This window comes from Lentzea sp. NPDC060358 (genome assembly GCF_042725365.1).
GTDB lineage: Bacteria > Actinomycetota > Actinomycetes > Mycobacteriales > Pseudonocardiaceae > Lentzea.
Map to the genome: position 1 here is coordinate 1 of NZ_JBHXCW010000094.1, position 20,181 is coordinate 20,181.

19 protein-coding genes are annotated in these 20,181 nt (G+C 72.6%); 9 read left to right on the forward strand and 10 right to left on the reverse strand.

Annotation, left to right across the window (positions count from 1 at the left end):
• Positions 1-461: carboxylesterase family protein (locus ACFWGZ_RS20795; protein WP_382453188.1), on the forward strand; the 461-nt coding region annotated here is incomplete at its 5' end.
• Positions 462-504: 43 nt separating this feature from the next.
• Entirely contained in the window at positions 505-918 is a 414-nt protein-coding gene (locus ACFWGZ_RS20800; RefSeq protein ID WP_382453189.1) for a tetratricopeptide repeat protein, read from the forward strand.
• A gap of 62 nt (positions 919-980) precedes the next feature.
• Here the strand turns inward: ACFWGZ_RS20800 and ACFWGZ_RS20805 are convergent, their stop codons facing one another.
• Entirely contained in the window at positions 981-2,594 is a 1,614-nt protein-coding gene (locus tag ACFWGZ_RS20805; RefSeq protein ID WP_382453190.1) for an SDR family oxidoreductase, read from the reverse strand.
• 127 nt (positions 2,595-2,721) lie between these two features.
• On the opposite strand from ACFWGZ_RS20805, the gene ACFWGZ_RS20810 reads away from it, so the two are divergent.
• Positions 2,722-3,333, forward strand: a complete 612-nt coding sequence (locus tag ACFWGZ_RS20810; protein ID WP_382453191.1) for a TetR/AcrR family transcriptional regulator — start codon at positions 2,722-2,724, stop codon at positions 3,331-3,333.
• Between the two features lie 15 nt (positions 3,334-3,348).
• On the opposite strand, the gene ACFWGZ_RS20815 is transcribed toward ACFWGZ_RS20810, so the two are convergent.
• The 5 genes from ACFWGZ_RS20815 to ACFWGZ_RS20835 form a co-directional block, all read right to left on the reverse strand.
• The gene (locus ACFWGZ_RS20815; protein ID WP_382453192.1) at positions 3,349-4,299 is read right to left on the reverse strand and encodes a class I SAM-dependent methyltransferase; all 951 of its coding nucleotides are present in this window, start codon (positions 4,297-4,299) and stop codon (positions 3,349-3,351) included.
• A 150-nt stretch (positions 4,300-4,449) separates the two neighbouring features.
• Positions 4,450-5,295, reverse strand: a complete 846-nt coding sequence (locus ACFWGZ_RS20820) for an SGNH/GDSL hydrolase family protein (protein ID WP_382453193.1) — start codon at positions 5,293-5,295, stop codon at positions 4,450-4,452.
• Between the two features lie 62 nt (positions 5,296-5,357).
• Positions 5,358-7,544: a heavy metal translocating P-type ATPase gene (locus ACFWGZ_RS20825; protein ID WP_382453194.1), complete on the reverse strand. Its 2,187-nt coding sequence runs from the start codon at positions 7,542-7,544 to the stop codon at positions 5,358-5,360.
• Entirely contained in the window at positions 7,534-8,409 is an 876-nt protein-coding gene (locus ACFWGZ_RS20830) for a hypothetical protein (RefSeq protein WP_382453195.1), read from the reverse strand. Before ACFWGZ_RS20830 ends, ACFWGZ_RS20825 begins: the two co-directional genes overlap by 11 nt.
• A gap of 16 nt (positions 8,410-8,425) precedes the next feature.
• Positions 8,426-8,707, reverse strand: a complete 282-nt coding sequence (locus ACFWGZ_RS20835; RefSeq protein ID WP_382453196.1) for a metal-sensitive transcriptional regulator — start codon at positions 8,705-8,707, stop codon at positions 8,426-8,428.
• A 188-nt stretch (positions 8,708-8,895) separates the two neighbouring features.
• On the opposite strand from ACFWGZ_RS20835, the gene ACFWGZ_RS20840 reads away from it, so the two are divergent.
• Positions 8,896-10,830, forward strand: a complete 1,935-nt coding sequence (locus ACFWGZ_RS20840; protein WP_382453197.1) for a potassium transporter Kup — start codon at positions 8,896-8,898, stop codon at positions 10,828-10,830.
• A 37-nt stretch (positions 10,831-10,867) separates the two neighbouring features.
• Here ACFWGZ_RS20840 and ACFWGZ_RS20845 read toward each other — a convergent pair whose 3' ends face one another.
• Positions 10,868-11,536, reverse strand: a complete 669-nt coding sequence (locus ACFWGZ_RS20845; protein WP_382453198.1) for an alpha/beta fold hydrolase — start codon at positions 11,534-11,536, stop codon at positions 10,868-10,870.
• 110 nt (positions 11,537-11,646) lie between these two features.
• Here ACFWGZ_RS20845 and ACFWGZ_RS20850 point away from each other — a divergent pair, with 110 nt between their 5' ends.
• Positions 11,647-12,603, forward strand: a complete 957-nt coding sequence (locus ACFWGZ_RS20850) for a helix-turn-helix transcriptional regulator (protein ID WP_382453199.1) — start codon at positions 11,647-11,649, stop codon at positions 12,601-12,603.
• A 22-nt stretch (positions 12,604-12,625) separates the two neighbouring features.
• Here the strand turns inward: ACFWGZ_RS20850 and ACFWGZ_RS20855 are convergent, their stop codons facing one another.
• Complete coding sequence (locus ACFWGZ_RS20855; protein WP_382453200.1) at positions 12,626-13,585, reverse strand: alpha/beta fold hydrolase; 960 nt, start codon at positions 13,583-13,585, stop codon at positions 12,626-12,628.
• 62 nt (positions 13,586-13,647) lie between these two features.
• Between ACFWGZ_RS20855 and ACFWGZ_RS20860 the strand changes: the two genes are divergently transcribed.
• Positions 13,648-14,589: a helix-turn-helix transcriptional regulator gene (locus tag ACFWGZ_RS20860; protein WP_382453201.1), complete on the forward strand. Its 942-nt coding sequence runs from the start codon at positions 13,648-13,650 to the stop codon at positions 14,587-14,589.
• Here the strand turns inward: ACFWGZ_RS20860 and ACFWGZ_RS20865 are convergent.
• Positions 14,580-15,086: a CGNR zinc finger domain-containing protein gene (locus tag ACFWGZ_RS20865; protein WP_382453202.1), complete on the reverse strand. Its 507-nt coding sequence runs from the start codon at positions 15,084-15,086 to the stop codon at positions 14,580-14,582. The genes ACFWGZ_RS20860 and ACFWGZ_RS20865 overlap by 10 nt on opposite strands.
• Before the next feature lie 92 nt (positions 15,087-15,178).
• Between ACFWGZ_RS20865 and ACFWGZ_RS20870 the strand changes: the two genes are divergently transcribed.
• Entirely contained in the window at positions 15,179-16,054 is an 876-nt protein-coding gene (locus ACFWGZ_RS20870; RefSeq protein WP_382453203.1) for an alpha/beta fold hydrolase, read from the forward strand.
• A gap of 64 nt (positions 16,055-16,118) precedes the next feature.
• Here the strand turns inward: ACFWGZ_RS20870 and ACFWGZ_RS20875 are convergent, their stop codons facing one another.
• Positions 16,119-17,900, reverse strand: coding sequence for an FAD-binding dehydrogenase (locus ACFWGZ_RS20875; RefSeq protein WP_382453204.1), 1,782 nt, complete (start codon positions 17,898-17,900; stop codon positions 16,119-16,121).
• A gap of 153 nt (positions 17,901-18,053) precedes the next feature.
• Between ACFWGZ_RS20875 and ACFWGZ_RS20880 the strand changes: the two genes are divergently transcribed.
• Together ACFWGZ_RS20880 and ACFWGZ_RS20885 are read left to right on the forward strand one after the other, a co-directional pair.
• Positions 18,054-19,190 (forward strand): PucR family transcriptional regulator, encoded by a 1,137-nt coding sequence (locus ACFWGZ_RS20880; protein WP_382453205.1) that lies wholly within the window; start codon positions 18,054-18,056, stop codon positions 19,188-19,190.
• Between the two features lie 135 nt (positions 19,191-19,325).
• Positions 19,326-20,129: a cellulose binding domain-containing protein gene (locus ACFWGZ_RS20885; RefSeq protein ID WP_382453206.1), complete on the forward strand. Its 804-nt coding sequence runs from the start codon at positions 19,326-19,328 to the stop codon at positions 20,127-20,129.
• Positions 20,130-20,181 lie beyond the last annotated feature (52 nt).

Genomic DNA, 20,181 nt, shown 5'->3' on the forward strand with positions numbered 1-20,181 from the left:
GGTTCGCCCCCGGTCTCGAGTACCCGCCGCTGGGACCCGGCGAGCTGTTCGAGGTGGTCTGCTCGGACTGGCTGTTCCGGATGCCGTCGCTGCACCTCGCCGAGGCGCACGTCGCCGGTGGCGGCCGGGCGTTCGTCTACGAGGTGACGTGGGAGCCGCCGGGGCCGTTCGGGGCGTGCCACGGGATGGACGTGCCGCTGGTGTTCGGCAACGAGGGCCGCGGGCAGTCGTCGGCGGTGCTCGGCGAGATCACGGCGGACACCCACGACCTGGCCGCGCAGATGCGGACGGCGTGGTCGTCGTTCGCCGTCTCCGGCGACCCCGGCTGGCCCGCCTACACGGCGGGCGAACGCCTGACGCGGATCTTCGACGTGCCGCCGTCGGTCGTGCCGTACCCGGAGGAGACGTCACGGCTGCTGTGGAGCGGCCACCGGTTCGAGCCGTTGCGGCTGCTGGAATAACTCCCGCCTTCCGGCGTTGTACGCGACCGGAAGGAGGTTTTCGATGGACAACTTCAACGCCTACCAGCCGAACGGTGAGGTGGCGGCGGACCGCTGGGTGACCGTGCGGCACCTGTTCGACGCGGGCTACGTGGAGACTCCCGCCGACAGGTGGGAGCGGGCGAAGGCGCTGTTCGACACCAAGGACTACGCCAAGGCCGCCACGCTGCTGGCCGAGGTCGCCGGGGAGGTGCCGTTCCAGGCGGACCTCCACCTGCTGCTGGCCCGCGCCTACTACCACTCCGCGCAGCTGGGCAAGGCCGAGGCGGCGCTGCGCGTGGTCGTGGACCGCTGCCCGGTCGAGCACTACGCGCACCTGCTGCTCGGGCGGACGCTGGAGCGGCAGGGCCGCGCCGGCGAGGCCGCGCCGTGGCTGAGGATGGCCGCCGCGTTCGGCGGGGAGCTCGCCGAGGTCTAGTGGCGTGGCTGGCGTGACGCACCGCCAAGACCTGTCGTCCGCGATGGTCGCGGGACGGACCGCTAGCTCGGATCGAGCCGGGCGAAGGCGCGCAGCAGGCCGGGGGCGACCCGCCCCGCCAGCCGTGCCGCCTTCGCCTCGACCGTCACCGGCACGACCGGCCGGTTGGCGCGCACCGCGCGCACGATCTCGGCCGCCACGCCCTCGGGCCCGAACCCGCGCTGCGCGTAGATCCGCGTGGCGCGGGTCTGCTTGCGGCGTTCCTCCTCCGCGCTGACGCCGGAGAACGTCGCCGTCGCGGTGATGTTGGTGTGCACCAGGCCGGGGCAGATCGCCGTGACGCCGATCGCGTGCGGCGCCAGTTCGGCCCGCAGGCACTCCGACAGCATGAACACCGCCGCCTTGCTGCTGGCGTACGCGGAGAGGATCTTCGACGGCAGGTACGCCGCCACCGACGACAGGTTCACGATGTGGCCGCCCTCGCCGCGTTGCACCATCAGCTCGCCGAACGCCCGGCACCCGTGGATGACGCCCCACAGGTTCACGTCGAGCACGCGCTTCCACTGCTCACCGGACGTCGACAGGAACGACCCGGAGTGCGCGATGCCGGCGTTGTTCACGACCACGTCCGGCACGCCGTGCTCGTCGGCGACCCGCCGCGCCCAGGCGCGCACCGCCTCCTCGGAGCGCACGTCGACCTCGTAGGCGTGGCCGCCGGTCAACGCGGCCGTCTTCTCCGCCGACGCGAAGTCCACATCGGACACCACGACCCGCGCGCCGGTCTTCGCGAACGCCACCGCCGTCGCCTTGCCGATGCCGCTGCCACCACCGGTGATCACGACGAGCGGACGCGGGGGAGTGGAGCCGGCGACGAACTCGCCGATCATGCGGGCGAGCGGTTCCGGGTGGCTCAGCGGCGCCCAGTGGCCCGCGGCGATGCGGCGGCGGCTCAGCGCCGGCACCCAGCGTTCGAGGTCGAGCGGTTCGGTGCGGATGTAGCGGTCGCGCGTCGGCTGGACCACCTGGACCGGCATGGGCGCGACGCGCTCCCGTGGCGCGCCCATCACCTGGCGGATGTTGGCGCGGTACAACGAGATCCCGTTCACCGCGTCCGAGGCGATGGTCGGCGCCGGTGTCGTGCGCACGCCCTCCGCGCGGCGCAGCACGTCACCCCAGCGGCGCGCCAGGTAGAGGCGCCAGATCAGCGGAGCGACCACGGGCAGGAGGAACAGGCCGATGTACCAGGACCGGAAGAGCTGCTTGACGCGGGCGACCGACAGACCGCGCCGCGACCAGTGCCCCAGGTGGTCGAGGCACGGGCCGGAGATCGAGGTGAACGTCGCGATCCGCGCGCCCGGCGTCGTCACCGCCTCCCACGCCTGGACCGAGCCCCAGTCGTGGCCGACGAGGTGGACCGGTTCGTCCGGGCTGACCTCGTCGATCACCGCGAACAGGTCGCGCGCCAGGTGCTCCAGCCGGTAACCGTCCTCAGTGGACGGAGCGGTCGACGCGCCGGCGCCGCGCACGTCGTAGGTGACGACCCGGAAGTCGTTCTCCAGCAACGCGGCCACGCGGTCCCACACGGCGTGCGTGTCCGGGTACCCGTGGACCAGCACCACGACCGGCCCGGACGTGCCGCGCACCTGCACGGCGAGCTCGACTTCCCCGGAACGCACCTTCACGAGTCCTCCAAGACGGGCCGGTCGCCGCTGGGCCTGTCCGCGCAGATCCGCATGCCGTCGGCCCACCCTGCTACGCATGAGTAGCTTTGTGAAAGCTACGCCACCGTAGCAATATGGGCCGGTGAGCACAACGCGCCGGAAGTACGCTCCCCGCCTGCCCCCGCAGCAGCGCCGCGAGCAGCTGCTGGACGCCGCCCTGGAGCTCATCCCGGCGGGCTTCGACGCGGTGACGATGGAGTCGGTCGCCAAGCGGGCGCAGGTCACGAAGCCCGTGCTCTACGACCTCTTCGCCAACCGCGCCGGCCTGATCAGCGCCCTGCTGGACCGCGAGGCCGCCCGCGCCACCGAGCAGGTGGCCGCCGCCCTGCCCACCGGCTTCGCCACCCGCGCACCGGACGACGCCTTCGCCGACGCCGTCCGCGTCTTCGTGCACGCCGTGGTCGATGCCCCCGACCGCTGGCGGCTGGTGCTCCTGCCGCCCGAGGGCACGCCCGCCGAGTTCCGCGCCCAGGTCGCACTGGTCCGCGCGGGCGTCCTGGCCCAGGTCGAGACCCTCGCCGCACTGGGCCTGGAGGAGCTCGGCGGGCCGGCCGGCCTCGACGCGGACCTGCTGGGCCACGCGATGCTCGCGCTGGCGGAGATGGCCGGCCGGCTGGTGCTGACCGAGCCGGACAGGTTCACGCCGGACCGGCTGGCCGCCTTCGTGACCCGCGTCGCCCACGGCCTGCGCTGAGCACCTCGTGCGCGGTCAGTGCACCCGCACGTGCGTCAGCAGCGCCAGACCCGTCTGGTCGTGACCGACCGACACGTCGCAGCCCGGCAGCAACGCCCGCACGGCCTGCTCGTCGCGTTCGATCACCTGCCACTCCATCAGGAACTCGAGCGGCCAGCGGAACTCGTTGCCCGGTGCCGTGCCCGCGAAGTAGAACGTGCTGCCCGGCCGCACGAGCCTGGTCATCACGGCCTCGGTGAACCGCACGGCCGCGCGGTCGTTGAGGTAGCCGTACAGGCCGTTGGCGAGCACCAGGTCGTACGGGCCGAGCTCGGCGAGCTGGGTGACGGCGCGGAAGATGTTGCCGGGGACCACCGTCGTGAACTCGGTGAGCGGGCCGAGCCGCTTCTGCGCGAGCTCCAGCGCGTCCGGGTCGACGTCGGTGAGCACGAACCGGTCGCCGGGCCGCACGATGTTCGCCGGGAGGGCGCGCAGGTCGGGCGCCGTGCCGGCGTCGACGACCAGGATCGTCCGCGGGCCGTTGCGGGGCGCGGTGAGGCAGTCGCCGATCAGCCGCGTCTGGTGCATCACGCGGTTGCGCAGCTGCTGGGCCAGGGCCGACCCCTGCAACTGGGCCTCGACGTGCCAGCCCAGGGTGCCCGGGGTGCCGCCGTTGGCCTGCGCCAGCACGTGCTCGACCAGCCGGTAGTCGCTGGGGTAGCCGCGGGTCCACTCGTTCTCGTCGCGCTTGAGCGGCGAGCGCGCGCAGGCCGACCGCGCGGGCTGCACGACCGCGGCGATGTCCTCGTCGGGCACGCCCGCGAGCGCGGCGGCCCCGATCTGGTTGCCGAGGGTGCGGAAACGGCCGCCGACGAGCGCGTTGGCGGAGGGATCGGCGAGGTTGAACTCCTTCTCACTGCGCAGGAACCCGTCCACGGCATCGCTGAGCCGGTGCAGGGCATCGGTGCTGTGCGGGAGCACGGTCATCGTCACTTCCTCGCTGCGGCAACGGTTCCGAAGCCTGTCGGCTGCGGCGGTCGCAGGACAGGGTTCTTCGGGTTGTACGGGCATGATCCTGCCCTGGTTCGACCCGAGATCACCAACTCGGCGCCGGGACGTGGAACTTCCGCTCGCCGCTCACCGGCTCGCCGCCGTGACGGCGTCCGCGATCGCCTGGTGACCGGCGGGCGTCGGGTGCACGTCGGTGCGGTCGCAGAAGTAGGTCAGCGAACACACCGTGGCGACCGAGCCGGGGATCTGGCCGTACTTCGGGTCCTGGGTCAGCTCGGTCAGCGCGCCGTAGCCGCCGGTCGCCTTCGTGACGTCGGCGAACTTCGCGCCGAACCTCTCGTACTGGGCGGCGATGCGCGAGTTGAAGTCCTGGAACATCGTGACCGACAGGCGGGCGAGGTTCTTGCCGTTGGGGAACGTCGGGTTGACCCACGCGCCGAGGAACACGTCCGGGTAGGTCAGGCCGACGATCTTCACGTCGGGCGCGGCCTCGCGCAGCTCGGTCAGCACGCCCGCGACGTTGGTCTGGACGCCGGCGACGGTCCTGGTCGCGCACTCCACCGGGTCCTGGGCGATCGCGCACGGCGTCAGGTCGTTGCCGCCGATGACGATGGTGACCAGGTCCACCCCGCCGCCCCGGAGAGTCTCGACGGCGGCGTCGAGCTGGGTCTTGCCCCCGGCCCTCCCGCCGCACGCCGGCTTGGCCGCGAGGTCGGCGGAGGTGTAGCCGTCGCACGCCAGGTTGACGAGGTCGAGACCCGCCTGGTCGGCGACGAGTTGGGCGAAGCTCGTGTTCTTGCTGCCCGGCGCGAAGCCGGTGGCGTAGGAGTCGCCGAGCGACAGGTGGACCTTCTTCGCCTGCGCGGGCGGGGCGCTGCTCGACGCCGGCGCCGGGACCGGCGCGGGTGGTGGGGTCGAGGTGCACGCCGCCAGCGCTGTCAGCAACGCCACGACCAGGGCGAACCTCGGCACAACCGCTCCTTCTCGTCGGGGACCGCTGTGCCGAGGCTACGAAACCGCCCGTGAGGGTCGTGTCAGCGGAAGGCCCTCAGCCGCAGGCTGTTGCTCACCACGAACACCGACGAGAACGCCATCGCGGCACCCGCGATCATCGGGTTGAGCAGGCCCAGCGCGGCCAGCGGCAGCGCCGCGACGTTGTAGGCGAACGCCCAGAACAGGTTGCCCTTGATCGTGGTGAGCGTGCGCCTGGACAACCGGATCGCGTCCACGGCGGCCCGCAGGTCGCCGCGCACCAGCGTGAGGTCGCTCGCCTCGATCGCGGCGTCCGTGCCGGTGCCCATCGCGATGCCCAGGTCGGCCTGGGCGAGCGCAGCGGCGTCGTTCACGCCGTCGCCGACCATCGCGACCACCCGTCCTTCGTCCTGCAGGCGCTTGACGACGTCGACCTTGCCCGCGGGCAGCACCCCGGCGATCACCTCGTCGATGCCGACCTCGGCGGCCACGGCCCTCGCCGCCGCCTCGTTGTCGCCGGTCAGCAGCACCGGGCGCAGCCCGAGCGCGCGCAGCCCGGCGACCGCCTCCCGCGAGGTCGGCTTGACGGTGTCCGCGACGACGAGCACGGCCCGCGCCTCGCCGTCCCACGCGACCAGCACCGCCGTGCGTCCCCGCTGCTCCGCGGCCCGCTTGGCCCCGGCCAGGTCGTCGCCGAGCGCGATGCCCCGGCCGGCGAGCAGGCTCTCCCGGCCGACCAGCACCGCGTGGCCCTCGACCACGCCCTGCACGCCGAGACCCTCGACGTTGCGGAAGTCCACGACCTCGGGCACCTCGCCCGCGGCCTGCGCGACGGCCCGCGCGATCGGGTGCTCCGAGGCGTTCTCCACCGCCCCCGCCAGCCGCAGAACGGTGTCCTCGTCCTCGGCGGTGTGCACGCTCACCAGGCTCATCCGGCCGGCCGTGACGGTGCCCGTCTTGTCGAGCACCACCGTGTCGGCGCGGCGGGTGGACTCCAGCACCTCCGGCCCCTTGACCAGGATGCCGAGCTGGGCGCCCCGGCCCGTGCCGACCAGCAGCGCGGTCGGCGTGGCGAGGCCCAGCGCGCACGGGCAGGCGATGATCAGCACCGCCACCGCGGCGGTGAACGCGGCACCGGTGCCCCCGCCCGTGCCGAGCCAGAAGCCCAGCGTGCCGACGGCGAGCGCGATCACGACCGGCACGAACACCGCCGAGATCCGGTCCGCGAGGCGCTGGAGGGCGGCCTTGCCGTTCTGCGCCTGCTCGACGAGCTCCGCGATCCGCGCGAGCTGCGTGTCCGCGCCGATCCGGGTGGCCCGCACGACGAGCCGCCCGCCGGCGTTGACCGTGGCGCCCACGACGGCGTCGCCCGGCCGCACCTCGACCGGCACGGACTCGCCGGTGATCATGCTCGCGTCGACCGCCGAGCCGCCCTCCTCGACGACGCCGTCCGTGGCGATCTTCTCGCCCGGCCGCACGACGAACCGGTCGCCTTCGCGCAGGTCGGCGGTCGGGACCCGGACCTCCTCGCCGCCCCGCAGGACCGCGACGTCCTTGGCGCCCAGTTCGAGCAGGGCGTGCAGCGCCGCTCCCGCGCGCCGCTTGGACCGCGCCTCGAAGTAGCGCCCGGCCAGGATGAACGTCGTGACGCCCGCCGCGACCTCGAGGTAGAGGTTGCCGGCCCCGGACGTCCGCTCCACGGTGAACGTGAACCCGTGCGTCATGCCCGGCATGCCCGCGGTGCCCAGGAACAGCGCGTAGAGCGACCACAGGAACGCCGCGCCGACGCCCAGGGAGATCAGCGTGTCCATCGTGGCGGCGCCGTGCCGCAGGTTCGTCCACGCCGCCCTGTGGAACGGCCACGCGGCGTAGGTGACGACCGGTCCGGCCAGTGCCAGCGACAGCCACTGCCAGTACGTGAACTGCAGCGCGGGCACCATCGCGAGCACGACCACCGGCACGGACAGCACGGCCGACGTGATCAGCCGGTGCCGGAGAGTGCGCGCCGGGTCGTCCTCGACGGGTTCCGGTGTCGCGGCGGGCAGTTCGGCGGTGTAGCCGGTGTTCTCGACGACCTCGACCAGGTCGGCGGGGGTGAGGCCGCCCGCGTAGCTGATGCGGGCCTTCTCAGTGGCGTAGTTGACGGTCGCCTCGACGCCGTCCAGCCGGTTGAGCTTGCGCTCGATCCGCGCGGCGCAGGACGCGCAGGTCATGCCGCCGATGGAGAGCTCGATGGTGTCAGTGGCCATGACCGTCCTCCTCGTGCGCGCCGGTGGTGGTGAGCGTGAACTCGGCGGTGCGGACGACGTCCTCGTGCCGGAAGTCGAGGAACAGCCGGTACTTCCCGGCCGTCGGCACTTCGACCGCGAACTTCACCCCGGCGCCCTGGTCCGGGTGCACGTGCAGGTAGGCCAGGTCGGCCGCGCGCAACGCGACGAGGTGGCCCTTCGCCCCGAGGTGGTCCTGCAGGTCCGTCACCGGCCTGCCGTTCTTCGCGACGGCGATGGTGACGGCCGACGCCTTGCCGGCGGTCAGCTCCCCGTCGAGGGTCACCTCGTAGCCGTCGACGGTGGACGTGCGGCTGGTCTCGTGGCGTCGCGGCTGGTAGTCGCCCGCCTTCTCGACGTCGGCGCCGAGCGTCGTCTTGGGACCGCCCTCCGGCTTGAAGTCGGCGAACACCCGGTAGCTGCCGGCGTCGGGCAGCGTCAGCGGCACCGACCACGTGCCGTCCGGCGCCATCTCCGGGTGGACGTGCCGGAAGTGCGACCCGTCGCGGCGGACGACGATCAGGTGCAGGCGCTTCTCGTGATCCACGGCGAACCTCGTGACGGGCTTGCCGTCCGGCCCGGCGATGGCGAAGCTCAGCGAGCTGTCCGGCGTGAGGGGCAGCGTGTAGCCGTTCTCCGACGACGACAGCCCCGGCGGGACTGCCGCCGGTGCGGACTCGTGCCCGCCGTGCCGCGGCTCGGTGCCGTGGGCTTCGGTGCCGTGGGTCTCGGTGCTGGGGGCCTCGGTCGTCGGTGGCGGTCCCGCGGCGGCTCCCGCGGCCCACGTGCCACCGAAGACGACGGCCAGCGCCGCGCCGTAGAGCGCGACCTTGTACCCGGTCTTCACAGGTCTTCTCCTCGGTTCAGGAGCGGACCAGGCGTGCGATGGCGCCACTGGCCTCCGCGATCTTCGCGTCGGCCGTGTCCCCGCCCTCGCTGACGGCCTGGCTCACGCAGTGCTGGAGGTGCTCGTCGAGCAACCTCGGTGAGACCGCCTGCAACGCCCGAGTGGCCGCGGAGATCTGGGTGAGCACGTCGATGCAGTACTCGTCGCTCTCGATCATCCGCTGCACGCCGCGGACCTGGCCCTCGATCCTTCGCAGGCGGCGCAGGTGGGCGGTCTTGTTCCCGGCGTAGCCGTGCACGTCTCGCTCCTCGTCGGGCCACCGCGCGGCCGGCCGGTGCTGCCGGGGGAGCGGTGGACTCCCCGTCTTTATACCCCAGGGGGGTATGGGTGTGTCAAAGGTGGCCCGGGCGGGGCCGGCGTCAGGAACGCGTAAAGATCACCCGCCGGTGCTCAGCGCGGGGACCGACTCGCGGTTATCTTGCGGACGTGTCCGAGCAGCAGGTTTCCGAGGCGCCGTCGAAGCGGGCCCTCGCGCACGACACCGTGCGGCTGGCGGTGGTGGTCGGGGCCCTGGGGGTCGTGTTCGGCGACATCGGCACCAGCCCGATCTACACGATCCAGACGGTGTTCAACCCGGCCGACCCGCACCCGGTCCCGGTGAGCGTCGACAACGTCTACGGGGTCGTGTCGCTGATCTTCTGGTCGGTGATGATCGTCGTGACCGTCACCTACGTGCTGCTCGCGATGCGCGTCCACAACGACGGAGAGGGCGGCATCATGGCCCTCATCACCCTGCTGCGCCGGTGGAAGGCCAAGCAGGGGCGCAACGCCGCGGCCACGCTCGCGGCGCTGGGCATCTTCGGCGCGGCGCTGTTCTTCGGCGACAGCATGATCACCCCGGCGATCTCGGTGCTGTCCGCCGTGGAGGGCCTGAAGGTCGTCGAGCCGGAGCTGGAGCGGTTCGTCGTGCCGATCACCGCGGTGATCATCATCGGGCTGTTCCTGGTGCAGCGCCGGGGCAGCGCGGCCGTCGGGCGGTTCTTCGGGCCGGTGATGATCCTGTGGTTCACCGCCATCGGCGCCGCCGGGATCGGCGGGGTCGCGAGCCACCCGGAGATCCTCAAGGCGCTGTCGCCCACGTACGCGCTCGGCTTCCTGTTCGGCAACTTCGGCATCGCGTTCTTCGCGCTGGCCGCGGTCGTGCTGGCGGTGACCGGCGCCGAGGCCCTGTACGCGGACATGGGCCACTTCGGCCGCCCGGCGATCGCACGCGGCTGGCTCTTCCTCGTCCTTCCGGCGTGCGTGCTGAGCTACCTCGGCCAGGGCGCGCTGATCCTCGACGACCAGGCCAACGTCAGCGGCCCGTTCTTCCTGCTCGTGCCGGAGTGGGGCCGGTGGCCGATGGTGGTGCTGGCGACGATGGCCACGGTCATCGCGTCGCAGGCGGTGATCACCGGCGCCTACTCGGTGGCCTCGCAGGCGGCGCAGCTCGGCTACCTGCCCCGGCTGCGGATCGCGCACACGTCGGAGTCGACGATCGGCCAGATCTACGTGCCGTGGATCAACTGGGTGCTGCTCGTCTCGGTGCTCACCCTGGTGTTCGCGTTCCGCACGTCCGCCGCGCTCGCGTTCGCGTTCGGCATGGCCGTCACCGGCACGATCACCATCACCACGTCGCTGTTCCTGTTCCTGGCGCGCTGGAAGTTCGGCGCGCCGGCGTGGGCGATCGGCCTCGGCGCCGTCGTGCTGCTGGGCGTGGACCTGCTCTTCCTCGCGGCCAACCTGACCAAGCTGCTGCACGGCGCCTGGCTGCCCCTGCTGATCGGCCTGACCGCGTTCACCGTCATGACGACGTGGCAGCGCGGCCGCGCGATCGTCACGAAGGCCCGCCGCGAGGCCGAGGGCTCGCTGCAGGCGTTCATCGAGGAGCTGCACTCCCGCCGGCTCACCAGGGTGCCCGGCTGCGCGGTGTTCCTCAACCGCGGCAAGGAGACCGCGCCGCTGGCGATGCGCGCGAACGTGGAGCACAACCACGTGCTGCACGAACGCGTCGTCATCGTGTCCATCGAGACCGAGCCCGTCCCGCGCGTGCCCCCGGAGCGGCGGGTCGAGGTGGACGAGCTCGGGTACACCGACGACGGCATCATCCACGTGAGCGCGCGCTTCGGGTACATGGAGACGCCGGACGTGCCGGCCGCGCTGGCCCTGGTCGACCCCTCACGCACCGAGGGCGCGCTGGACCTCGGCGAGGCCCGCTACTTCCTGTCGAAGATCGAGCTGCAGCGCGGCCGGGCGCACACGATGGCGGGGTGGCGGAAGCGGCTGTTCGTGGCCACGTCCTACATCACGGCCGACGCCGCCGAGCACTTCGGCCTGCCCAAGGACCGCACGGTCATCATGGGCGCGCACATCGACGTCTAGCGCGGCGACCGTGAACCCTCGCCGGGGTGTGGTGACACTAGACGAGCAGCCGGGCGAGCTCGTCGGGCCTGGTGTGCATGGGCCAGTGGCCCGAGTCGATGTCGACGAGGTCGAGCCGTTCGGCCCGGGCGAGCTCCGGCACGTCGCCCGCGTCGATCCACTCCCGCGCCTGCGCGGGGGTGAACTCGGGGCAGACGACCACGACCGGGACCTGGAAGCGCCGCTCGTCGGTGAGCCGCACGACACCCGTGGCCACCCCTTCGGGAACGGGGATCGCGGCGGCGGCGAACGCGCGCTTGGCCTCCTCGCCGAGGTCGGCCGAGTCCGGTCCGTCGAACGGTTCCCAGCCGGGGAAGGGCATGACGCCGTCCCGCAGCTCGAAGAAGTCGGCGTAGGACTTCCCGTCGCCGACCGGGAAACCGCCGATGAGCACGACCTTCGCGACCTTGTCCGGGCGCGCGTCCGCGGCCAGCCAGGCCAGCGAGCAGGCGGCCGAGTGCCCGACCACCACGACCTCGCCGGAGGCCGCGTCCACGGCGGCGAGCACGGCCGCCACCTGCTCGTCGAGCGTGGCGGAGGTGGAGCCGTCGCCCTGGCCGGGCAGGGTCAGCGGCACGGGCCGGTGACCGAGCGACCGGAGTCGCGGCACGACGCCGTCCCACGCGGACCCGTCGAGCCACAGACCCGCGATGAGCAGGATGTCCACGAACTGTTCTCCCTCTTCCGCGCGGCCGGTCGCCGCGGTCCGCGCCCACGCTAGGGCCGATTCCGGACGATCGGCTTCCGGTTCCCGCGGCGATCTCCTAGCCTGCCGGGGTGCCGAGCGACGTCAGCCCCACCGCCAGGGCGCTGCGCGCGCTCGAGATCCTCCGGACGCGTCCCGGCACGACCGCCGGCCAGCTGGCGGAGCGGCTGGGCGTCACCGAACGCGCCGCCCGCCGCTACGTCGGCATCCTGCGCGAGGCCGGTGTCGAGGTGGAGTCGGTGAGGGGCCCGCACGGCGGCTACCGGCTGCGCCGCGGCACGAAGCTGCCGCCGATCGTGTTCACCAGGGCCGAGGCGCTGGGCCTGGTCATGGCGGCGCTCGACGGGCGCCCGGCCGCCACCGAGGCCGACGACCCGGTCGGCACGGCGCTCGGCAAGGTCGTCGAGGCGCTGCCCGACCACGTCCGCCACCAGGCGGCCACCCTGCGCGAGCACGCCAAGGCCGCGCCGGACCGGCGGTCGGCCGGCACGGACCCCGCCGTCACGAGCGCCCTGGTCGCCGCCGTCGCCGCCCGGCGCCGGGTGCGGATCGCCTACCGCAGCGAGAGCGGCAACGCCTGGGAGTCCGAAGTGGACCCGTGGGCGGTCGTGGTCCGCCACGGGCGCTGGTACCTGTTGTGCCACTGCCACCGCGCGGACGCGGTCCGCGCCTACCGGATCGACCGGGTCCGCGCGGCCGCGCAGACCGGCCACGAGTGCGCACCGCCCGGCGACCTCGACCCCGTCGCGGCGCTGGAGCAGCACCTGGGCTCGGGCTGGAAGTTCCCCGCGCACGTCGTCTTCGACGCCCCGGCGGCCGAGGTCGCGCCGTGGATCCCGTCCCCCATGGGCCGGCTCGAACCGATGGGGGACGGGTGCGTGCTCCGCGGCAGCACCAGCAACCCGGCCATGTACGCGCAGGAATGGCTGGCGGCCGTGCCGTTCGGCTTCCGGGTGGTGGGCGGGGACGAGCTGCGCGCCGCGGTGGCGGTGGTCGCGCAGCGCTTCGCCGCCGCCCTGGAAACCTAGGGCCTGGCCCGTGGGTCCGCGACTACCGCGGACGAGACCCACCGGGCAGGCTCTGGACTTCGTTGAGCCGCAACCACTCCAGGATCGTCCGGTTCAGCCTCTCCGGCTCCTCCTGCTGGATCCAGTGGCCGCAGTCCAGGCTGACGACGTCCACGCCGGGCACGAACCGGTCGAGGTTCGCGGACCTCGCGACCGCGTCCCGGTCCCCGTGGACCATCAGCGCCGGCTTGCGGATGACCGGGTCCGCGTCCGCCAGCAGGTGCCAGTTGCGGTCGAGGTTGCGGTACCAGTTCAGGCTGCCGGTGAAACCCGTCCTCGTGAACGCGGAGACGAGGACGGCCAGCTCGTCCTCGCTCATCACCGGATCGCCGAGCGGCGTCTCCGCCTGTGCGAGTTCGAGGAACGAGCCGGACAGGGGTGGTGCGTTCTTCCGGAAGACGTTGCGCAGGAACCGGGCGGCGTGCTCGTCGAACACGGCGTCCGCGACGCCGGGCCGCCGGGTGAAGTGGACCATGTAGAAGTCGCTGCCGAACACCTCTTCCAGGACCTCGAGCCACGGCCGTTCGCCGCGTTCGAGGTAGGGCAGGCTCAGGTTGACCACCCTGGTCACCCGGCTCGGGTGCAGCAGCGCCAGTCCCCAGACGACGTTGGCGCCCCAGTCGTGGCCGACGAAGGTGGCGTCCGCGTAGCCGAAGTGGTCGAGGAGCGCGACGAGGTCACCCGTCAGGTGCGCGATGTCGTAGTCCGCGACCTCGGCCGGGCAGCTCGAGTTCCCGTACCCGCGCTGGTTCGGGACGATCACGTGGTACCCCGCCGCCGCGAGCACCGGCACCTGGTGGCGCCACGAGATCGCGTGCTCCGGCCAGCCGTGGCACAGCACGATCGGGTTCCCCGCGTTCTCCCGCCCGGCTTCGAAGACTTCGAGCTCGACGCCGTTGACGGGGATGAGCGTGGGCTCGGGGAAGTGGTTCTCGGAGATCATGCCGTCATCCTGCGGACGAAACAGGCCATCTCATGACCGGTTTTCGTGGCAGTGTTGCCGGGGTGGGAACCGATCGGCTGGTGGCCGTCCTCCTCCTGCTGCAACGCCGCGAGCGGGTGACCGCGGCGGAGGTGGCCAGGGAGCTGGAGATCTCCGAGCGCACGGCGCGCCGGGACCTCGACGCCCTGGCCACGGCCGGCGTGCCCGTGTACTCCGTGCAGGGCCGGGGCGGCGGCTGGCGCCTGGTGGGCGGCGCGCGCACGGACCTGTCCGGCCTCACCGCTCCCGAGGCCCGCGCCCTGTTCCTGGCCGTCGGGCAGGCTTCCACGCCCGCGGTGAGGGCGGCGCTGCGCAAGCTCGTGCAGGCCCTGCCGGAGCCGTTTCGCGGGGAGGCGGAGGCCGCGGCGTCGTCGCTGGTGGTGGACCCGCAGCGGTGGGGGAGCAGCCGGGTCGGCGGTCCGCGCCCGCCTCTCCTCGACGCGCTGCAGGACGCGGTGATCCGCGGTGTGCGGGTGCGGCTCGGCTACGTCGACGGCGAGGGCGCCGAAACCGTCCGGACGGTCGACCCGCTGGGCATCGTGGCCAAGGGGCACCGGTGGTACCTCGTCGCCGGGACCGGGGCCGGCCGGCGAAGCTTCCGGGTCGACCGGGTCTCGTCGGCCGGCCCGACCGGTGATCCGGTGCGGCGGCCGCCGGGGTTCGACCTCGCGCGGAGCTGGCGGGAGATCGCCGACGAGGTGGACCGGCGGCGGACGCCCCTCGAGGTCCAGGCGGTGTGCCGGGCCCACGAGGTGTCGCGGCTGCGGATGTCGGTCGGCGACCGGCTCGAGGTGCGCGGGTCCACCGAGGACGGCCGGGTGGCGGTGGTGGTGCGCGGCTACAACGCGCAGGCGCTCGCCGGTGAGCTCGCCGGGATGGTCGACTGGATCGAGGTGACCGGGCCGCCGGAGGTGCGCGCGCAGCTGGCCGCGATCGGGAAGGTGCTGGCCGGCCGTTACGGCTGAGGTGCCGGGCGGGTCCGCTCGTAGTGGCGGCGGGCCTTCATGCGGTTCCCGCACGTCGTCATCGAGCACCAGCGGGCGCGGTTGGCCTTGCTCCGGTCGAGCAGGAACAGCCTGCACTCGGTGTTCTCGCACGGCCGCAGCCGGTTCGGCGCCGACGTGCGCAGCTCGTCCCAGGCGAGCACGACGCGGGCCGCCGCCTCGCCGTGCCGCGGTGCTTCCAGCCGCCATTCGAGGCCTTCGTCCGTGAGCGACGGGCGGTAGGCGACCCCTTCCAGGTACGGGGCCAGCTCCCGGGCGGGCGCCTCTCCCCGCACGACGTCCTGCAGCACCGCGCGGACCTCGCGCAGCGTGCGCAGCTCGCCGGTCGACGCGGTTCGGCCGCGGGCCGCGAGCCACGCGCGCCCCGAGTCCACATCGGACAGTTCGTCGCGGGGTGTCCCCGCGAGCACCGGTGTGGTGTTCAGGAGGTCGAGCAGGAGCTCCTGGTCAGGCGTCACCCCGAAAATCTAACCCTTTAAACCGGGGTTGACAAGTTAGGTGGACGTGGGTTCACTGACCTAACCAGCAAACCGTCCCAGTGGAGTTAGACATGGCGACCGTTCACCACCGCACCGCCACCGTGGCGGGCCAGGAGCTCTTCTACCGGGAGGCGGGACCCGCCGGCGCACCCGTCGTCGTGCTGCTGCACGGCTACCCGACCAGTTCGTTCATGTTCCGCGGCCTGATCCCCGCGCTGGCGGAGCGCTACCACGTCATCGCGCCCGACCACCTGGGCTTCGGGCTGTCCGCCGCACCGCCGGTCAGCGAGTTCGACTACAGCTTCGACGCGCTCGCCGACCTGACCGCCGGGCTCCTCGACCAGCTCGGCGTGACCCGGTACGCCGTCTACGTGCAGGACTACGGCGCCCCGGTCGGCTGGCGGCTGGTGCTGCGGCAGCCGGAGGCGGTGACCGCGATCATCACCCAGAACGGCAACGGGTACGACGAGGGTTTCGTCGAGAGCTTCTGGAAGCCCGTGCGGGACTACCAGCGCGAGCAGACGGCCGAGACCGAGGCGGCGATCCGCGAGGCCCTGTCGCTGGAGGCGATCCGCTGGCAGTACCTCCACGGCGTGCCCGACCCGAGCGTGGTCAGCCCGGACACGTGGCACCACGACCACGCGCTCGTCTCACGGCCGGGCAACGACGAGGTGCAGCTGGCGCTGTTCCGCGACTACGCGACGAACCCGCCGCTCTACCCGGCGCTGCACGAGCACCTGCGCACCCACCGCACGCCCGTGCTCGCCGTGTGGGGTGAGAACGACGAGATCTTCGGCCCGGCGGGCGCCACGGCGTTCGCGGACGACACGCCCCGTGCCGAGGTCCACCTGCTCGACGGCGGGCACTTCCTGCTGGAGAGCCACGGCGACGAGGTCGCGGGACTGGTCCTCGGGTTCCTCGACCGGCTCGGGGCGGCGGCCCGGTGACCGGGCGGTGCGGGGCTGCGGCCGGCAGGGGGAGGTGGCCGCAGCCCCCGCGGTGCTCGCGTCGTCAGGCGCTCTCGGCGGCCGCGGCCCGGCCCGCCGCCCGGCCGGAGAACAGGCAGCCGCCGAGGAACGTGCCCTCCAGCGCGCGGTAGCCGTGCACGCCACCGCCGCCGAACCCGGAGACCTCGCCCGCCGCGTACAGGCCGGGGATCGGTTGCGCGGACGAGCCGAGCACGCGGCCCTGCAGGTCGGTCTGCAGGCCGCCCAGCGTCTTGCGGGTCAGGATGTTCATCCTGATCGCGATCAGCGGGCCGCTGCCGGAGTCGAGGATCTTGTGCAGCGGGGCGGTGCGGGCGAGGCTGTCGCCGCTGTAGGCCAGCGAGTTGCGGATGCCCATCACCTGGAGGTCCTTGGTGAACGGGTTGTCGACCTGCTGGTCGCGCACCACGATCTGGCGGCGCAGCTCGTCCAGGTCGACCAGGTTCTGGCCGGTCAGCGCGTTCATGCCGGCGACGAGGTCGGGCAGGTTGTTCTTGATGACGAAGTCGACGCCCTTGTCCATGAACGCCTTCACCGGCGGCGGCGTGCTGGTCAGCAGGCGCATCGCGAGGTAGGCGATGAGGTTCTTGGCGGTGATCTCCGGGTTCTGCTCGGAACCGGAGAGCACGAACTCCTTGTCGATGATCTTCTTGTTGAGGATGAACCACGAGTAGTCGTAGCCGGACTTGCCGATCAGCTCGAGGGTGCCGAGGGTGTCGAGCGACGGGATGCCGGGGTTGGCGAAGCGCTTGCCGCGGGCGTCGAACCACATCGACGACGGCGCCGCCAGCACGCGGATGCCGTGGCCGGGCCAGATCGGCGTGTGGTTGATCATGCCCTCGGTGTAGTGCCACATGCGGTCGCGGTTGACGATGCGGCCGCCGGCCAGTTCGGTGATGGCGAGCATGCGGCCGTCGACGTGCGCGGGCACGCCGGTGACCAGGCGCTGGGGAACCGGTCCCAGGCGCGCGGGCCAGTTGCGGCGCACCAGGTCGTGGTTGGCGCCGATGCCGCCGGAGGTGACGACCACCATCGGGGCGCGCAGCTCGAAGTCGCCGATCTTGGTGCGGGAGCTGGCGACTCCGCGTGCCGCGCTGCTCGGTTCGAGGACGCTGCCGCGCACGCCCGTCACGGCGCCGTTGGTGATGATCAGGCCGTCGACCTGGTGGCGGAACCGGAAGGTGACCTTGCCGTCGCGCACGGCGTCGCGGACCTTCTTCTCGAACGGCTCCATCACGCCGGGGCCGGTGCCGAGCGTCATGTGGAAGCGCGGCACCGAGTTGCCGGGACCGTCGGCGAGCTGGCCGCCGCGTTCCGCCCAGCCGACGATCGGCACCCAGCGCACGCCCAGGCCGTAGAGCCACGAGCGCTTCTCGCCCGCCGCGAAGTTCAGGTAGGCCTCCGCCCACTTGGCGCCCCAGTAGTCCTCGCCCAGCGGGTTGGACACGCCCCGGTCGAAGCCGGCGGTGTTGAACCAGTCGGCGCGGGCCAGCTCCAGCGAGTCCTTGATGCCCGCGGTGCGCTGCTCGGAGGAGTCGACGAAGAAGAGGCCGCCGAGCGACCAGAACGCCTGCCCGCCGAGGCTCGCCTCGGGTTCCTGGTCGAGCAGCAGGACCTTGCGGCCCGCGGCGGCCAGTTCGGAGGTGGCGACGAGCCCGGCCAGGCCGTGCCCGACCACGATCACGTCCGCGTCGACTCTCGGCGCTGCTCCCGCGACGGCCTGCCCCAGTGTCCCGGTGGCGGCGATCGCGCCGATCGCTCCGCTCGCGGCAAGGAGGTTGCGGCGGCTGATGTTCCGGTCTGACATCCCAGGGCCTTCCTCGTTGAAGGGTGGTGCCAACGCGAATTACTCTCGCGTAAAGCAACTAACCAGTAACCGCGGAGCGGGGCATAGGGTCCCGCCACCAAACGGCGACGGCGGTGTTGTGGCCGTCGCACAACGTGATGTCTGCGAGGCGACGTGCCGGGTTTGTCCGCGATGGTCCGCCAGGTGCTCGAAGCCGTCGCCGCGGACGAGCAGGTGGTCGAACGGGTCGTCGGCGCCGCCCGCGGCAACTCGCCGGAGGTCGCCCGCCTGCCCGCCGAGGAGAACCGCCGCCACATCGCCTTCCTGCTGTCCGAGGGCATCGCCCACCTCGAACGCGGCGGCTCACCCGACGACGGCGACTTCTCGGCCGCGCTCGCCCTCGGTGCCGACCGGGCGGCCCAGGGCGTGTCCATGGCCGGTCTGCTGCGCGGTGTGCACGCCGGGCGCACCGAGCTGATCCGCGCGGCCGTGGAGCTCGCGCGGTCGATGGGCGTCGACGACGGCACGATCCTCGACTTCATGATCGGCCTCGACCACTACGTCGGGGCGGTCGAACGGCACATCGTCAGCGGCTACCACACCGCCGAGCTCCAGCTCGCCCGCACGGCCCGCGACCTCAACGCCCAGGTGCTGCGCCGGCTGCTCGTGTCCGGCGAGTTCCCGGACGCCTCGGAACTGGCCCGCGCCGGGCTGCGTGCCGACGGGCGCTACCACTGCGTCGTGTCCGGGGTGACCGATCCCAGCCACGCGCGGACGCTGGAACAACGCCTGCACACCTCCGGGGGCGTCTACGGGCTGGTCGAAGGACGGCTGGCCGGACTGACGCACGTGCCGCCGGTCTCGTCGGACGACCTCCTCGTCGTGTCGCCCGCCACGGTCCTCAAGTCGTTGCGCGCCCTGTACTCGCTCTGCGCGAAGGCGCTGGTGGTCGCGTCGGGCGGGGGAGTGCGCATGCTGACCGACCTCGCCGGTGAGACCGCTCTCGCGGCGTTCCCGGCACTGGCGGGCGTGCTCGCGGACTCGCTGCTCGGCCAGCTCGACCCGAAGAGCTCGTTCCACCACGAGATGGTGGCGACCGCGCTGTGCTACCTCGACCACGGCGGCCGGCTCGGCGCGACGGCCGCGGCGCTGCACATCCACACCAACACCGTCCGGTACCGGCTCGACCGGCTCGTGGAGCTGACCGGCGTCGACCTCGGCGACACCCCGGACGCGGCGCGCTCGCACGTGCTGACCGCGCTGCACACCTGGTGGGCGCTGCGGTCGTGGACCGACCGCGGCGCCCGCTGAGGTGCCTCGCAGGCGGTGGGTGTCCGTGCGGTGCGACAGGGAACGGTCCACTCCCGGCCGCGGACTCCGAAAGCCAGAGTTGATCAACTCCGAACAGCCGATTGCGAGCGTTGCCACCACCGATAGAGTTGATCTATGGCAGCACGGAAGCACATCTTGGTGCTGTTGACCCTGCTCACCGCCGCCTGCACGGCGAAGCAGGACGGAAAGCCCGTTCCCGCGGCGCAGAGCTCGTCCCCGGTCTCCGACAAGGCGCGGTCCACAAAGGTGAGTGCCGTTGTGGACGGCCGCACCGTCGACCTCGCCGACGGCACGCGGGTCCGCATCTCGTTCCTCGCCGAGTCGCCCGCGTGCGCCGCGGCCGCGGCTCGCGAGTTCGCCGTGAAGACGTTGCAGGGCAAGGACGTGAGCGCTACCAGCGTGCGGCGGGGCGAGATCTCGCTCGCGCTGCCGGACGGCACCGACTACGCGCTCGCGGCGGTCCGGGCGGGAGCGCTGCGCGCCGAGGGGGCCGACGGCGGCCCGTTGACCGAGGCGGAGTCCCAGGCCTCCCAGGCGAAACTCGGCCTGTGGGGGCCCGCCTGCGTCTCGGCGCCGCCCAGCGTCCCGCCGCCCTCACCGTCGTGCGTGGTCGTCTACCGGATCGGCAGCCAGTGGCCCGGCGCGTTCCAGGCCGAGGTGACCGTGCGCAACGCGAGCGACGTGCTGATCAACGGGTGGACGCTGCGCTGGCGGTTCGCCGACGGACAGACCGTGTCGCAGATGTGGAACGCCACCGCGGCGCAGTCGGGTGCGGAGGTGAGCGTGACCAACGCCGACTACGCGGCGCTGATCGTCGCCAACGGTTCGGTGTCGATCGGGTTCAACGGCGCGGTCTCGGGCCCCAACTCGGTGCCGGAGTCGTTCACGCTGAACGGCGCGCCCTGCGCGACCGGCTGACCCGCGACCGGTTTCCGGTGGGTGGAAGCCCCCGGTCGACGCGGGGGCGGTC